14 protein-coding genes are annotated in these 15,061 nt (G+C 55.2%); 2 read left to right on the top strand and 12 right to left on the bottom strand.

What is annotated here, in order from left to right; all coding sequences use genetic code 11:
• Positions 1-9: 9 nt before the first annotated feature.
• Genes KF827_RS06880 through KF827_RS06915 form a run of 8 tightly spaced genes read right to left on the bottom strand, consistent with a single transcriptional unit; the run spans position 10 to position 7,759 of the window.
• Positions 10-1,284, bottom strand: coding sequence for a UDP binding domain-containing protein (locus tag KF827_RS06880; protein ID WP_291002405.1), 1,275 nt, complete (start codon positions 1,282-1,284; stop codon positions 10-12).
• Entirely contained in the window at positions 1,281-2,204 is a 924-nt protein-coding gene (locus KF827_RS06885; RefSeq protein ID WP_291002408.1) for a Gfo/Idh/MocA family oxidoreductase, read from the bottom strand. The genes KF827_RS06880 and KF827_RS06885 overlap by 4 nt, the downstream gene beginning before the upstream one ends.
• An 11-nt stretch (positions 2,205-2,215) precedes the next feature.
• Complete coding sequence (locus KF827_RS06890; RefSeq protein WP_291002411.1) at positions 2,216-3,772, bottom strand: PfkB family carbohydrate kinase; 1,557 nt, start codon at positions 3,770-3,772, stop codon at positions 2,216-2,218.
• Positions 3,765-4,784: an NAD-dependent epimerase/dehydratase family protein gene (locus KF827_RS06895; RefSeq protein WP_291002416.1), complete on the bottom strand. Its 1,020-nt coding sequence runs from the start codon at positions 4,782-4,784 to the stop codon at positions 3,765-3,767. The genes KF827_RS06890 and KF827_RS06895 overlap by 8 nt, the downstream gene beginning before the upstream one ends.
• Positions 4,781-5,788 carry an SDR family oxidoreductase gene (locus KF827_RS06900; RefSeq protein WP_291002421.1) on the bottom strand — a complete coding sequence of 336 codons (1,008 nt, stop codon included), beginning with the start codon at positions 5,786-5,788 and terminating at the stop codon, positions 4,781-4,783. The genes KF827_RS06895 and KF827_RS06900 overlap by 4 nt, the downstream gene beginning before the upstream one ends.
• Positions 5,789-5,848: 60 nt before the next feature.
• Positions 5,849-6,580, bottom strand: a complete 732-nt coding sequence (locus KF827_RS06905) for a transaldolase (RefSeq protein WP_291002423.1) — start codon at positions 6,578-6,580, stop codon at positions 5,849-5,851.
• Positions 6,581-6,600: 20 nt separating this feature from the next.
• Positions 6,601-7,131: an HAD-IIIA family hydrolase gene (locus tag KF827_RS06910; RefSeq protein ID WP_291002426.1), complete on the bottom strand. Its 531-nt coding sequence runs from the start codon at positions 7,129-7,131 to the stop codon at positions 6,601-6,603.
• Positions 7,132-7,171: 40 nt separating this feature from the next.
• The gene (locus KF827_RS06915) at positions 7,172-7,759 is read right to left on the bottom strand and encodes an SIS domain-containing protein (RefSeq protein WP_291002429.1); all 588 of its coding nucleotides are present in this window, start codon (positions 7,757-7,759) and stop codon (positions 7,172-7,174) included.
• Between the two features lie 220 nt (positions 7,760-7,979).
• Here KF827_RS06915 and KF827_RS06920 point away from each other — a divergent pair, with 220 nt between their 5' ends.
• Positions 7,980-8,900 carry a glycosyltransferase family 2 protein gene (locus tag KF827_RS06920; protein WP_291002432.1) on the top strand — a complete coding sequence of 307 codons (921 nt, stop codon included), beginning with the start codon at positions 7,980-7,982 and terminating at the stop codon, positions 8,898-8,900.
• Between the two features lie 33 nt (positions 8,901-8,933).
• Positions 8,934-9,590, top strand: coding sequence for a class I SAM-dependent methyltransferase (locus KF827_RS06925; protein WP_291002435.1), 657 nt, complete (start codon positions 8,934-8,936; stop codon positions 9,588-9,590).
• Between the two features lie 15 nt (positions 9,591-9,605).
• Here the strand turns inward: KF827_RS06925 and KF827_RS06930 are convergent, their stop codons facing one another.
• From KF827_RS06930 to KF827_RS06945, 4 genes are all read right to left on the bottom strand, one after another.
• The gene (locus KF827_RS06930; protein WP_291002438.1) at positions 9,606-10,667 is read right to left on the bottom strand and encodes an alpha-ketoacid dehydrogenase subunit beta; all 1,062 of its coding nucleotides are present in this window, start codon (positions 10,665-10,667) and stop codon (positions 9,606-9,608) included.
• 50 nt (positions 10,668-10,717) lie between these two features.
• Positions 10,718-11,722: a thiamine pyrophosphate-dependent dehydrogenase E1 component subunit alpha gene (locus KF827_RS06935; RefSeq protein WP_291002441.1), complete on the bottom strand. Its 1,005-nt coding sequence runs from the start codon at positions 11,720-11,722 to the stop codon at positions 10,718-10,720.
• A gap of 128 nt (positions 11,723-11,850) precedes the next feature.
• The gene (locus KF827_RS06940; RefSeq protein ID WP_291002444.1) at positions 11,851-13,737 is read right to left on the bottom strand and encodes a sulfotransferase family 2 domain-containing protein; all 1,887 of its coding nucleotides are present in this window, start codon (positions 13,735-13,737) and stop codon (positions 11,851-11,853) included.
• Positions 13,734-14,966 (bottom strand): SGNH/GDSL hydrolase family protein, encoded by a 1,233-nt coding sequence (locus KF827_RS06945; RefSeq protein ID WP_291002447.1) that lies wholly within the window; start codon positions 14,964-14,966, stop codon positions 13,734-13,736. Before KF827_RS06945 ends, KF827_RS06940 begins: the two co-directional genes overlap by 4 nt.
• Between the last annotated feature and the right edge of the window lie 95 nt (positions 14,967-15,061).

Consider the following 15,061-nt stretch of genomic DNA (forward strand, 5'->3'; position numbering starts at 1 on the left):
GGTTCTCTCTCAACTGGTTCCAAGCGTGTGATATTCCAGCCCGAGCGCACGTGCCGCAGCGCCATCGACAATACGGAATGGATCTATCAATAACCTCGGCCCGCGCAATTCCGCCGCCATTGCAGGCAAATTGATTGTGCGAAACACCTGCCAAGGCGTCATAATCGCCACCGCATCCGCTCCGGTCCACGCAGCCTGCATGCTATCCATGATCGCATGTCTTGCCGGCAAATCAGGAAGCGACTTTACCTCAGGATCGAAGGCGCGGAGGTTAAGATGCGGCAGCGCCCGTAGAAGTGCCACAGCCGGAGAATTCTTGATGCTGTGCGTATTTTCCTTGTAGGCGAGGCCAAGCAGCCCCAAAGTGGGGTTATCAACCCGACCGACAAGGCGTTGCTGCAAACGCCGCAATGCCCAATCCTTACGATACCGACTATTCGCCATCCAAGCGCGCACAACCCCAACATCCGCGCCGACACGATCACCCATCGCTACGACAGCAGCCAGATCGCGCTCCAAATTGCCGCCGGATATACCGAGGCCAGGATTGATATACGAATACGGACCGATGCGGCGATCAAGCCGCAAGGCCGGCACTATTTCCGCCCAATCGGCACCGATGCCTTCACTCACCTCTGCCAAGGTATTGGCCACCGATACCGAGGCGACAAGGCAACAGTTAATAGCTATTTTCGCCAACTCTGCGCTCTCGAAGCGCATCGGCAATAATGGGCAACCAAAAGCCTCGAGATAAATCCGCCATGCATCCGGCAATGGCCGCGAAGGATCATCCAAGCCAAGAATGAAACGCTCTGGCTGAGCAGCCCGCTCAATGGCTCGGCCGAAGATAAGAGTTTCGACCTGATAGAAAAGATTCTTCTTATCGCGCGACAAAGAGCGTGTGAATCCCGGCTGCACCTGGCTAAGCACCACCATTGCAGCGTCTTTCGCCATGGCGCCATCCACACGGGCAATGAGATTCTGCAAAGGTCCGAAATCAGCTCTACCGGCATCGTCGGTAGCGACATCCAATGCGATATACACCACGTCGCAGTTGGCCAAGTCGGAAATATCCGCACTAAAGATCAGCGAGGCGGCATTCCTTGCCGCCATCTCCGGCAAATCAGGCTCCGATATCGGCCAGCGCGCCGCCTGTAAAGCCGCGATCAGTGTGGGATCAGGATCGTAACACAGAATCTCGAAGCCCTTGTCCGCCGAGGCAATAGCCGAGTTGAGCCCAAGATGGCTCATTCCAGCGAACCCTATGCGCGGCCTCTTGCTCACGACACCTTATCTGTCAGGTGCCGGAGGTGGCCATTGATCCAAAGATCGTTGCCGATATTGCCAAAGCCGTGAGCCGCCGGATCTGAGCAGCGGCGGCAGAATTCAGCATATTCCAGCGCCCAGGTCGGATCCGGCATTGTCAATACGCTCGTTTCTTCATCAGGACGGCCGCTGGGCAGCTTGCGATCGCGTAAAGTGAAACTAGCCGGCCCCCATTTGCATAACGAACTTATATGCGCGCTGCCCTTCTCTGCCATGATGTCGGCAGAAAAGTGATTGCGCCAGGAAAGCAATGTCATTTCCATCTCAATATGGATATCACCATCCAGGGCGAAAACGACATGGTCGTAAGCCGCATTCTCGAAGCGCCGCGCCGATATCATCCTTGGCAGCCCAAGATTCGCCCCGAACCAGTACAACACTGTATCCAGAAGATGCGAACCGAGATCAGGCAATACTCCCGCGCCCTTATCGCGCCAGACGGATTCACGAACCAACCGGGCAGTACCATTACCATAAAACAACCGCACCGAATAAATGCGGCCCAAAACCCCACTGGCAATCACCTCGCGCATACGGGCGAAATGTGGCTCGAACCGGTGATTATAAGCCGTATAGCAAAGCACGCGTTTTCTTTCAGCTATGCTTTGCAATTCCCTTAACGCGGCGTCGTCTTCGGCGCCAAGAGGCTTCTCCACCAATACATGTTTGCCGTTCTCCAGCAGATAGCGCAGTAAAGACAACTTTGCGCCATCAGGGGTGCAGACCAATGCCGCATCATAATCCGCCAACGGGACGTCACGAATATCTCTATAAGAGGCCTCGGCATTGATTGGGTCGATGGTGGCGATGCAAGACGCACCGGCAGCGCTCCGACGCTTATAGCCTTGCACCCCTAACCCAACGACGACGATGCGCATAACAATATCCGTCAGATCTGGTAATGCGTGAGCTTTTCAAGCCACGATAGCTTGCGCCGCACCGCCTCCGGCGTGACGGGCTCATTGCCATCCACTTCGCATTCAACGGCCGCAGCTATATTGCCGAGAATCGAAGCCAGAACCTCGCTGCCTGTCGCCTTCAGCACTAGCGTAGAGTAAGCAAGCAGGGCATCTCCTGCGCCAACCGCATCCTTTACATGATCGACAAAACTATCCACTGCAAAGAACGAGCGAGGATCATGCTCCGGACGCTTGCGGTAGGTTAGGATGCCGCGATCACCGAGTTTCAGTATCAACGTGTTGCAGTTGGCGCGGCGATGCAATTCCGTAGCCAAGGGACGCACCACGGAATCCTGGTCACCTAGGGCAAACCGGGCTTCCCGCTCATTAGGGGTTATGAGGTCGAACCCCTCGAATTCGAGGATATTGCCCCAGCGGCTAGCCACCTGACTATCGGCTACCCGCAACGGCCCCTGTGGAATCGATGCCACCAACGGCGGGATGGTGTGGCGATTAAAGATACCGTGTCGAAAGTCGCTGAACACAACAATATCGGATGTCACATCAGCGATCTGCTGCTGCAGCTTCTGTAGAATCTTGTCGGAAATAGAGCGGTTATCGAGCGTATCCACCTTGAGCAGCCGATAGCCGCCTGTTTCGATGGCATTCTTATTCGTGGTGGGACGGGTCGGATCAATCATCGGACGGCAATCGACGCCGAATTCCTCAAGATCCTTCACCACAAAGTCGCGATAAGCATCATCGCCCAATACGGTAGAGAAGATCACCTCGGCCCCGGCTGCGCGCAAATGCTTTGCGACAATACCGGCGCCCCCGACGAAATCGTCTTTCTCCTCAAAACGCACACTGATGGTCGGTGTCTTGGTCATGCCCCCGATCATCGAGCAGCGGGTAATGGTATCGACGATGGTGTCGCCGATAACATGCACCTTAAGGCCCTGAATGGCATCAAGCGCTTCGCTGAGCTGGTGAAACTCCAACCCCTCGCCTTTGAGCAGCATCAACAGCTTCTCAATAGCTATACGCGGCGGTCCGGCCTCAATCAAATGCGAAGAGGAATAAACAATATCGCCTGGCGTGAAGATGATTTCGCCGCCATAGGATTCGAGAACATCTAATTCTTCACGAGTTCTTGGATGAAGGCCGCCGCCTTCAAAATATTCATAGCCCTTGGCGAAATAATCCGGCTGGATCACCTTAAGATTTTCCAAGGGAGTCGGATTGCGATCAATCACCACATAATCAACCGGCTCGAAAGCAGCCAGATTAATGGCACGCAAATCTTCCGGCACATACGGTCGGAAATTAGCCTTTTTGATGAACTGATCGGCCGTCAGGCTAGCCACCAGGATATCCGCCTTGCTCTTGGCATAGAGGAGGTGGCGGACATGGCCTGGGTGCACCACATCGAATGTGCCGTGGCACATGATGACTTTCTTCTGCCGCGGCCGTTTGCCGATGGCTTCGGCCAATTCATCGGCAGTCTTGATCTTGCGGCTGACGATAGCCTGGCTGTGCTTATCCATTCTTTGCGCCTGCTGCTGACGGATCGAGATACTGGAACCAAGTACGCGTGGCTTGAGCAATACTGTCGGGCGTCCAGAGCGGCGCCTCGCGCCAGTATTCGATATTTTCGAGAATTCTAGCCACACCTTCCTCGAAGGAGATGCGCGGCTTCCAGCCCAGCTCACGCTCGATCTTGGCAGTGTCGGCCCAAGTTACATCCGGTTCGCCCGGGCGCTTGGGTAAATAGGTCACGCTGCCGCCAAGCAATTCCACCAGGCGATTTACGGATTGCGGCGCATTGCAGCCCACATTCCAGGTTTCGCCATTCAGCGGTGTCTCGGCCGCCGCCAAGAACGCGCGCGCCACGTCGGATGCGAATACGAAATCCCGCCGTTGAGTTCCGTCTCCAACCACGGTGAAAGGTTTGCCGGCCAGCTTTTGGCGCAAAAAGACCCCAAACACCGCGCCATAGGCGCCTGAAGTGCGCGACCGGGTGCCATAGGCATTGAAAATACGAATCGAATTCGCGGGCAGGCCATACACTTTATGCCAATGAAAAGCCGCCTGCTCTCCCTGATACTTGCTCAGTGCATATGGATATTGCGGGGTTATCGGATGGTCTTCGCGCGTAGGCGTTGCCGCCAACCCGTAACAGGACGAAGACGCCGCATAAACTAGTTTTTCAACGCGGGCTTCACGTGCCGCTTCCAACACATGTACGCTACCCTGCACATTGACCGACATGTATTCCATCGGCCTTTCGATGGATGGCACGATGTCGCCAATGCCCGCGAAGTGAAAAACGTACTTTACGTTAGAAAAAAGCCCGTCACCCGGCTGAATGGCGCGAATATCCTTACGCTCCAGGCTGACATCCGCATTGGGAGCATGATGAGCAAGATTTTGCTCGCGCCCGCCAACCATGTTGTCCACCACACGCACTCGGAAACCGGCCTGAACCAGCACATCCACCATGTGGCTGCCAATAAAACCGGCTCCACCGGTGACGATCGCAATGGGCTTAGCCGTCATTTCGCGTTGATCGCCTTAAGCCGCCGGACATTGAAATACTTGTCGTCGGTCATGCTGTTCGGCAGTTTGCCTGCCTTGAAGGCCCGGCAAAGATCACGCACGGCATCTTCAATGGTATGCGTTGGCTTGAACCCGAGTTTTTGCGTAATCTTGTCTGAATTGATGTGATAGGAGCGGATATCATCGGTTGGCGTGGTGACGATCTCGATCTCACCCTTCTCCGGAAATTCTTCCTTTACGACTTTGCGAACCAGCAATGCCAGATCCATGATGCTCATGTTCTGGTATCCGCAATTGAAGATTTCATTGGCAATCTTGTCGTCGGGCGTTTCGAGCAACAACTTACAAAGATCGCAGTAATCCTGAATATGCAGGTTGGGGCGCAATTGCGAACCGCCGAACACCGTGATTTTGCCATTATTGATGGCATGGTTGGTGAGGATATTGACAGAAAGATCCAAGCGTTGGCGCGGCGCATAGCCGCAAACCGTTGCAGGGCGATAAACCACTCCGACGAAATCTTTCGTGGTATGCTTAAACAGCACAGGCTCACAAAGGCCTTTATACTTATTGTAGAGCGTGAGCGGTACCAGCGGGTGATCTTCGCGCACATCGGGCGATTCCGAAACGCCGTAAACCGAGCTGGAGGATGCGAAGACGAAGCGCTTCACACCGGCTTGCTTCGCAGCCAACACCATCGGCTCGAAAGCGTCATAGTTGATCGAGGTGCTGAGATTCTCATCCAACTCGAAGCTGGCGTCATTGGAAATGCAGGCAAGCTGAACCACAGCATCGATGCCCTGCATTGCAGCCGTGAGTTTAGCGATATCACGGAGATCACCCTGCACCACCTTAAGGCGCGGATTGTTGCTGGGCAGGAAATCGCTGCCAAAGAACATGATATCGTAAACTGTGACTTCATAACCGAGATCGAGGAGCTGTGGGGTCAACAGACTGCCGCAATAGCCAGCTCCGCCGATAACCAGAATCTTCTTGAACTTCACGCTGTCGCTCCTTCTGCTTAAGCTTGGCCTGATAGGCAGGCTGAGTGAGATTGCGAAGGCTTAACCTACGGTTTCGATGACGTAGTTAGCCGCCTTAGCGTCGCGATAGAACATTTCCACCGTCTCGAGTGAGAAAAGGTCCAGATCCTTGCCCGCGCCTTCGAGCTTCTTAATCAAGTCGTTGGTGACGGTTATAATGTGGCAGCCCACCTCGTCGGAATGGAAAATATTCAGCACTTCCCGCGGACTGGCCCAGAGAACCTCTGATTTCGGCTTCGCCTTGGCGATAGCAACCGCCTCACGCATAAGCGGCATCGGGTCTACACCCGTATCGGCAATCCGGCCTGCAAAAATTGAGAGAATGGCCGGGGTCTTTGCATCAAGCGCGGCGACGATATCCCGCACATGCTGAAGCGTGAACATTGCCGTGACATTCACCTGCACGCCACGGGCGGAAAGCCGCCCTACCAGGGGTGCAGTAGACTCGCCCTTAGTGTTGGTGATCGGAATCTTCACGTTCACATTCGCGCCCCAACCGGCGATCTCTAATGCCTGCGCCTCCATAGTAGGGAGATCATCAGCAAAAACTTCGAAGGAAACCGGCTTGTCGCGCACCAAATCCAACACGCTCAAGGCAAAAGCCTTGTAATCGGTGACGCCTGCTTTGCGCATCAGAGTTGGATTGGTGGTGAAACCCTTGATCAAGGGATTGGCCTGCATCTCTTTGATGCCGCCAATATCAGCCCCATCGGCGAAAATCTTTACCTTGAGCCTCGAAACCAGTGGCGACATGCATCCCCCCGAGTTAACCCTCAATTGCGGGACAATACAAAATCTATCGCCGCAAGCGGGTCGGCAACCACGGCATCCGGTTGATCCGGGCGCTTCTCGTGATAACCATAATCTACAAAAATGCTAAAACACCCAGCTGCCTTACCAGCGCCCACATCCCGCCAACGATCCCCGATCATATAGCTGGCAGAAAGATCGATACCATGGGCCTTAGCGGCATCCAGCAGCATTCCAGGTTTCGGCTTGTAACACCGGCATTCTGGGCTGTCCAGTTCCATGCAAACCCGGATTTCATCAAGCGGTAAAAGGGTTTTAAGCAGGGCATGGAAAGCCTCCAAAGCCGCTCTCGACTGCTTACCGGTAACCACATCCGGCTGGTTTGTGGCCACGATAAGGAGGAAGTCTTTCTGCTTGAGGCACGCCAGGGCCGGACCGATACCTGGGGTTATGATTTCTCTCGTCAATTCCCGTGGTGGATACGGTTTCCCGTCGCGCAACTCGACCCTGTTCAGAATGCCGTCGCGATCCAAGAAAACCGCACGTCGCTCCATTTAGCCTACCCCGCCAAAACAGGCCGTAGAGCCACTTTCCTCACCATTTGGTCCGCTTCACTTGCAGGATGGGATGAGACACAAGGCAATGCCAAACAACGACATGGAACGCTTCAGTATGTGGCGTAAGGCGGGAAGGCTCGTCCACCGGAATAACAAGGGCGAGGTCGGCCTGTTGAGCGGTATGCCCGGTGGCACGCCCGACAATGCCGAAAACCTTCATGCCGCGCTGCTTGGCGTCATCGACCGCCCGCACGATATTCACGCTGACGTTTTTCTCAATGTCGCCGCCGCCAACCGAAAAGACCAAAAGCGCGTCTTTGGCGTTGGCCCTGCTGACATCCATCCAACCGGTGAAAATGGTTTCCCAGCCTTCATCGTTGGCGCGGGCAGTCAACTCGGAGACATTGTCGGTGGGCGCATAAGCCTCAATACCGCACAGTTTACGAAAATCGTTAACTGCATGGCTGCAATTGCCCGCACTGCCGCCTACACCCACAAGGAAAAGCCGACCGCCGCGTTCACGCAGGGCCACCAATTCTTGAGCCAATTGTTCGATTTGCGCTTTATCGAGCTTCGCGGCTATCGTGGCCACTTCCGAAAAAAACACATCCGCATGCGTCGCCATTGCAGCCTACCAGAATTTCCATCGCTCGAAGCAATCCAGCCGATGCAAAAACCGCCCAACTATTACTCACGGTTCCTGCCAGACCCTCAACTTGAGGTCAGCAAATTTAGCATATAGTCTGCCCGGCACAAGCACGCGCACCCCGGCTCTCCAAATTTACCTCTTCTCATGCTAACTAATTATAATAGCTTGAGGAATTTTGCTTCACAGCGAGTCAAACTTGACGAATCGCCCCACCCTTACAGCCATTGTCTGCAATAGGAATCATGCGGCCTATCTACCCCGGGCGCTCGCGGCGATTCTGTCTCAATCGCCTTCATTCGATCAGATCATCATTGTTGATGATGCCTCAACCGACGAAAGCGTCTCAGTCATCCAAAGCCTTGGGAAAGAGCATCCGAATTTCCTATTCATCCGCCAGCACGAGCAAAGGGGTGCAACCATCTCTGCAGCGGCAGCACTGCAAAAGGCAGAGGGTGATTATGTCGGCTGGTTTGCCGCTGACGACCATATCATGCCTGGCTTCACCTCCCGCGCCTTGGCCCTGCTGGAAAGCCATCCTGGCCTTGGCGTGATTGCCGGCGAAGTGGATTTCGCACAAGCTGACGGAGACGGCCACGTAACAAGAGAATACCGCTACGATCTCAGTGCCGACCGCATCTTATCCCCAGAAGAAGTCTTTCACTGGATGCAAAGAAAATATCTTTGGCTGCCGGCCTATGCTGCCCTCGTGAAGCGAGACTTATTACTGCAACTGGGCGGCTGGCTGCGCGAGTTGGACTGGTTCAGTGACTGGTACCCCGTGCAGATGGCCGCATATATGGGGGGCGCAGGTTTGATCGCCTCGCCCATGGCGAAAATCTATGAAAATGAAAATTCAGATGGCCAGCGCGGGCGCCACACTCCAGCCCGCCGCGACGCGGCCCTTGATGCCCTGCTAAATCTGCTGAATCGCGCCGAGAATCTGGAATTTCGGCGTAAGGCGCGTGCCGCCCCAGCCTTAATCTTCGTACCATTCAGCTATCCCATTTTGCATCGATTAATCCGCCGACCATCGGACTGGGATCTCATGGTCGCAATCCTGTGCATGCTGGCGTACAATTTCACGCGGCACCGCCTAAAGAGGCTTATCAAAATCTGATGGCGCAATGTTCATCAACCCAGCCCGAGAACCATGCCAGAAATCAACCTGACCCGTAGCCTTCCAAACGCAAAGCGCGATCTGAAGGCGCGCAACGCCGCACAAACGGCTGAAAATATTGCGATAGCCAAGCAGTTTGGCGAGGCCTATTTCGATGGCAGCCGAGATACCGGCTATGGCGGCTATCGCTACGATGGGCGCTGGTTACCGGTAGCCCGCGACATCGTTGCGCATTTTAATCTAAAGCCGGGCGACCGGGTGCTTGATGTTGGTTGCGCCAAGGGTTTCCTTGTAAAAGATTTGATGCTGGCCTGTCCGGGCCTGGAAGTGTTCGGCCTGGATATTTCAGAATACGCCATACGCCATTGCCCGCCGGAACTCATCGGCCGCCTGCATCTGGGCAGCTGCGACAAGCTACCCTTCCCCGACAATGGCTTCACTATGGCCCTGTCAATCAACACAATTCACAACATGGATCGCCCAGACGCCATCCGCGCATTGCGGGAATTACAACGCGTATCAAGCGGTCGCGCCTATGTCCAAGTCGATTCATACCGCACCCCAGAACAGCGTGAATTATTCATGCGCTGGGTGTTGACGGCACAATATCATGACTATCCGCAGGAATGGCTGCGCTGCTTCGAAGAAGCCGGCTATACCGGCGATTATTACTGGACAATTCTCGAATAAGAACCGCTGCAGGCCTTAGAACGGCCCGTTGAAAGAGGCATCCGGTACATCAAGCATATCGGCCGGCATTACGCTATCGAACGGCTCAGGCCAATCGCGGCCAAGCAGCCCGGCCGCAGCTTTCGCCACATGGCCCGGCAGCGGATAATAGTAATTCGCCAGCGCACGGGTGGTAGGCGTCGGGATATCGGGAAGCGCAATGCGTACCGGCGGCGCCTTCAAGTCGGAAAATGCCTTCTCTGCCACACGCGCAACAATTTCACCTGCATAACCAGCCGTCAGGGTACCCTGGTCGCACACGACCAGACGACCGGTTTTCCTGACTGATTCAAGAATCATGGTGTCATCAAGCGGGCTCAGCGTGCGCAAGTCGATCACGTCGGCCTGAATACCCTGTTCAGCCAATAGCGCGGCGCCTCGCACGGCGTCCACCGTTGCATAGGACGATCCCACGATGGTGACATCGCCGCCCTCGCGCACGAGGCGCGGCACACCGAGCGGCACTCGATAAATCCCCTCAGGAACATGCCCCTCGATATTGTAAAGCCAACGATGCTCGATGAAGATGACTGGATTGTCATCCTCGATAGCGCTGATCAACAAACCTTTCGCATCATGGCTGTTGGCCGGCATCACCACCTTGAGGCCGGGAATATGAGCGAACCAGGCATGCAGGCTCTGCGAATGCTGCGGCCCCTGCCCCCAACCGCGCCCTACGATCATGCGGATGACCATCGGCGCGGAAGCACGACCGCCAAACATATAATGCCATTTAGCCGCCTGATTGCTCATCTGATCCATAGCCAGCATGGAGAATTCCAACCGCATATGGCTCATTACCGGACGCATGCCGGTCAAGGCGGCCCCCAGGGCAACGCCTGTCATGGCATTTTCTGAAATCGGCATGTCTTGCACACGACGTTCGCCGTATTTCTTAACCAGATCGCGCGTGGTGCCAAAAACCCCAACCGGATCGGAAATGCCGAGGCCCAGCAGAAATACGCGAGGATCGGCTGCAAGAGAAAGGTCAAGCGCTTCATGAATCGCTTGGCTGAATTTGACGAGACGAGAGGACATCTGCAGATCGTTTCCGTATAGGCGCCGGCAAACCGGAGCGACGAGGAGGGTCAGACGTAAAGACCAACGGCAAGTTCTCGCCGCTCGGGGAATGGACTCTGATGGGCGAAATCGACCGCAGCCTTGAATTCCGCCTCAATGGCAGCACGCTTGGCTGCAATCGTTTCAGCGTCGAGCAAACCCTCTGCCAGCAACCGCTCTTCTTGTATGCGCAAAGGGCAGCGCGCGGTCCAACGCTCGAATTCGCCGTCGGGGCGGAAATCGAGGTGCGTATCAGATAATGGGCCGCAATGTTCGAGCCAGCGGTAGGTCATCAATTCCAGCAAAACCGGCCCCTCGCCCGCACGCAGATCGTCAAAAGCACTGGCCGCGCGACGATATACGGCTTCAACATCCTGGCCATCTTCCTGATCGGCGCGTATGCCGTGGCCATGCGCCAGGTCCGTGATGGACCGAAGATTAGATTGCCGAACCGACATTGGCGTATTTACCGAGTAGAGATTGTTCTCGCAAACAAACAAGACCGGCAGGTGATTCAGTGCAGCGAAATTGACGCTTTCATGAAACAGCCCGGTCTCAACCGCCCCATCGCCAAAGCAGATTATCGAAAGCGCTTGCTCCCCACGCAGCCAAGCGCTGTAACTGGCACCAACACCAATTGGCATCGTGCTGCCAACGATGGGCACACAGCCGAGGAAATTCACTTCCGTGGCAATCAGATGCATGGAGCCGCCCTTACCGCCGGCACAGCCGGTAGCTTTTCCATACAACTCGGCCATCATGCGCTTGAGATCGCCCCCCTTGCAGAGATAATGCGCATGCGAGCGATGCGCACTGATGGCATAATCTTCACGTCGTGCATGGGCGAAAACGCCAACCGCAGCCGCTTCCTGACCGATGCTGAAATGCGTGGGGCAACGCATCTGCTGCTCGTCACGATACAAGCGAGCGATGCCTTCCTCGAGCATCCTCACCCGCAGCAAATCATCATACAGCCGAATGCGCGTCTCTCGATCCAATACGACGGGCGGCGCAGACCGCTTCATGTTGCTCATCTTGCAGGGCCTCTCTCGCCTTCGGCTAGCTTCTTTAGTGTTCCCTAGAACGCAGGCTGAATAATATATTTGGACAAGGGATATTCAACTGTTGAGGTTGATAAAGCCAGGTCAACCGCCTGAGCGCATCAATCAAAACTGGGAAGGATATCGCCAACCAGCCCCAACCCACGCTCCAACAACTCATCATAGGGGTCTACCAGCCTAAGCGCCCCGGTCATACCGGCTATTTGCGCCGCATGATCGCCGATCTTGGCCGCCCTACGCTCCTCTTCCAGATGGCCGTCAACAAAATCAGCAGGCAGTGCTTGGCGGATAGCAGCATTAGCTTCCGCCTCTGAGGCATAAACCCTGCCCTCCAACTCAACAAGGCTACCGCTGAACATATGGAAACGGTATTGGCCGGGATGAATCTCGATCAGGTAGGCCACCGGAACTACGCCAAGCCGCAGCCATATCCGATCGGTATGCGAACCATGGCGACTAGCATTCATCTGATTTAAACGCCGTCGATAGGATTGCAGTTTTTCTGGGTAGGCCGGGCCAGCCTGCAACATGCGCTTCTCAGTCAAGCGAAGGGCATTGCGATAAAGGGCAATATCATAACGGTTATGCAGACAAGCCGCCGCTAGGGTTTCGGCATCCCATTCTATGGGCTCCAGGCCGCCACTGGTATTGAGCGTCTCGGATACATAGGGCTGATAGCCCATCTCCATACCTAGAAGCGCCATAGTGGCCTCTAGGTTGCCCGTTGTGCCGGCTATAACCCTGGCATCTGAAAGGTGCTGGTTGGCTTTGATGAACACGCTATCGTCTACGCCACCGATAAAGCGCCGGTTCCCCTCGAAGATCGTTGGATCTCCGGCAAGATAGCGAGCCTGAAGATTGTCTATCGAGCGATCAACGCCTCGCATGACATATTGTTTGAAACTTATATTGTGGTCCTCGATAAAATCATGCAGGTAGGAATTCCGATAATTACGATAATAACGATAAGCGGACATGATCCGCGCCAGCGGATTGCGCAAGATAATCAAGTAGCGCCAATCGCTAGACAGTTTTTCATGCAAACCATACGGCATGTGGCCATATATCAGCCGCATGCTGCGCTGACGATCTGGGGGCAATTCACTGAACAGGCGGAATGTGGAATGGTCTTCGGGGCCGGCTAACGTGAGCGCCTCGGGAACGCAGCGCCGCAAAGCCTGCGTAACGCTCACGCCCGCGGTTTTAGGCACATGCAGGAATATCAGGCAGGGCCGTGCAAGGCAGTCCACACTATCCAGCGTGGCCGGTTCAGTAATAGGAACGGCTGCTATCGGCACATCGGGCATAACAGTGGCGCGCGGTGTAGTCGGCTTCCGCCTGCTACGCGCCAATTCACGTGCCTGCTCGAAGAGCGAAACACCTGGTTGATTGCGCTGACGGAGCAATTCATAGGTGCCCGCCGAGACCGACGGCAACTCCGGCAAGCGAAGTTCATCAGGGTTGAGATAAACCGCCGGCCAGCCCATGGCTACAGCCAATTCCGGCAGATCGGCTTCAGCCTCTTCGACTATACCGACATGAAGAAAATAGCTTCGCAAATGATGCAGCGCCGCAGCCACTTCCGACGGCCCGACCACGCTAGTTCCTGCCGGTCGCCCAAGAAGCAGCGCTACCGCCTGATTATCGGCCTTGCCGCTTTCATCGAGTCTGATGAAATCCTCGAAGGGTAATTCGCTACCTCCATCACGCCACCCCTCGGCATATATCCGTAACGCTGCGCTAACGGGATTTGAAAGATAGACCACATAATCGCATGCATTTGCTATCAATTCATGCAAGCCAAAAAAGAAGTCCCCCTTGATGGCAAGCAGCCGCCCTCTCTGTTCAGGCGTAAGGGTATCGAAATTTTCGGTCCAATCCGAGCGATAGCGCAGCACGGTAGTTTCAGGCAGATTGCGCGCCAACAGGCTCGGCAACGGGCCCAGGATCATTCCGGGAGGCTGCATAACAAGAAGCGTGCGGCTCATTTGCGGATCAACCCACGGGCTTCGAGGCCATTTGCCGCTGCTTCGGCATAGACTTTCATGCCAAGGAGCGATGGATGGGAGTCGATCGCGGTACGGCCAATTTGCCTGACATCCCCGATCGGGTTGAAATTATTGATTGTTTCGATCGGCGGCTGACCGACAATATCGGTTAGGCTTTGCAGCAAGGCGTTTTCCTGAGATCCCAAACGATATTCCTGGCCAGAAATAAGTTCTTGAACCGTTGCAAGGTGCATCAGTACAACCGGAATGCCTAGCGCCGCAAGCCGCTCCATTCCCTTCCCGAACCGTTCGTCGCGGCGAAAATCCAACATTTTATGCCGAGGATTCTGCGACCCTCGGGCGCGCAGCCGAAGCGTGGCAAAGGAATCGCCCTTCATGAGGCGATCGAGCAAGGTGGAAAAGCTCGGGTCGTAGAAATCCATCCGTAAACCCGAGCGCGCCTGAGCCTCGCGCGCCACGGCTTCCATGGTCTCGAACACCTTGTCTCCGGGCTGGCGTCCTCGGTGCACGACAGTCTTGCACCATTCTTCCGTGGCGGCTGAATGCATGATGGCGGTATCGGCGGAAACCGAGAGGTCGGGATGCGGCTTAGGATCGGTGGTGGTAAGAATGCGTTCACGGCCATCGACCACAGTAGCGGTGCGCCAAAAACGATCACGCGTCAGGTCGTCGGTGATGAAGGCGATGACGATCAAGTCCGGCTTCTGCTGCTCGGCCTTAACCGCCGCCATATCTATCATCTGCAATATCCCATAACCATCGCGACCGTAATTCACGACATGGCTGCGTTTGCCGCTGCGCCGGTCCAATTCCTGCTGCAGAAAATTCGGCCAGGTCAGATCGCCTTCCTGCTGGGCCGTGAATGAATCACCGAACACCAGAACCTTAATATCGGCCGAGGCATAGTCGCCATCGATGCGTCCGATATTACCCTGCGAGTTGGTCCACCAGCTCCAGCAAGATGTTATGCGGCCGGCCGCGCTGGAGCCCCCATGAATGGTCCCCGGCACATACTCATAGCCGAACTCGAGATTGAAGCGCCAAGGAGACTGCTGGAAAAACCATAAATCCGGCGGGTTGCCGGAGGATGCAATAAAATGTTCAGGGTATTGCGACGACAACAGGTAGCGATGGCCGAGTTCGAGCAGCACAAAGCCTATGGCCATGCTGAACATCAACAGGATGCCTTCCAGAAACCTGCTCTTCATGCCGCTACCAGATTATGCATATGGCCGAATGCCCCTATCTTCCAACAAATACAAGCAGATTTTATTGTAAATGCAGCCGGCAGCAACAGCTGTTC

Origin of the sequence: Ferrovibrio sp. (assembly GCF_019636075.1) — a bacterium.
In the GTDB taxonomy this organism is placed as follows: domain Bacteria; phylum Pseudomonadota; class Alphaproteobacteria; order Ferrovibrionales; family Ferrovibrionaceae; genus Ferrovibrio.

Bases quoted from the DNA above. Each gene is read 5' to 3' on its own strand.
- KF827_RS06885 (WP_291002408.1), bottom strand. From the start codon at position 2,204: ATGCGCATCGTCGTCGTTGGGTTAGGGGTGCAAGGCTATAAGCGTCGG.
- KF827_RS06890 (WP_291002411.1), bottom strand. From the start codon at position 3,772: ATGGATAAGCACAGCCAGGCTATCGTCAGCCGCAAGATCAAGACTGCC.
- KF827_RS06895 (WP_291002416.1), bottom strand. From the start codon at position 4,784: ATGACGGCTAAGCCCATTGCGATCGTCACCGGTGGAGCCGGTTTTATT.
- KF827_RS06905 (WP_291002423.1), bottom strand. From the start codon at position 6,580: ATGTCGCCACTGGTTTCGAGGCTCAAGGTAAAGATTTTCGCCGATGGG.
- KF827_RS06910 (WP_291002426.1), bottom strand. From the start codon at position 7,131: ATGGAGCGACGTGCGGTTTTCTTGGATCGCGACGGCATTCTGAACAGG.
- KF827_RS06915 (WP_291002429.1), bottom strand. From the start codon at position 7,759: ATGGCGACGCATGCGGATGTGTTTTTTTCGGAAGTGGCCACGATAGCC.
- KF827_RS06925 (WP_291002435.1), top strand. From the start codon at position 8,934: ATGCCAGAAATCAACCTGACCCGTAGCCTTCCAAACGCAAAGCGCGAT.
- KF827_RS06930 (WP_291002438.1), bottom strand. From the start codon at position 10,667: ATGTCCTCTCGTCTCGTCAAATTCAGCCAAGCGATTCATGAAGCGCTT.
- KF827_RS06935 (WP_291002441.1), bottom strand. From the start codon at position 11,722: ATGAGCAACATGAAGCGGTCTGCGCCGCCCGTCGTATTGGATCGAGAG.
- KF827_RS06940 (WP_291002444.1), bottom strand. From the start codon at position 13,737: ATGAGCCGCACGCTTCTTGTTATGCAGCCTCCCGGAATGATCCTGGGC.
- KF827_RS06945 (WP_291002447.1), bottom strand. From the start codon at position 14,966: ATGAAGAGCAGGTTTCTGGAAGGCATCCTGTTGATGTTCAGCATGGCC.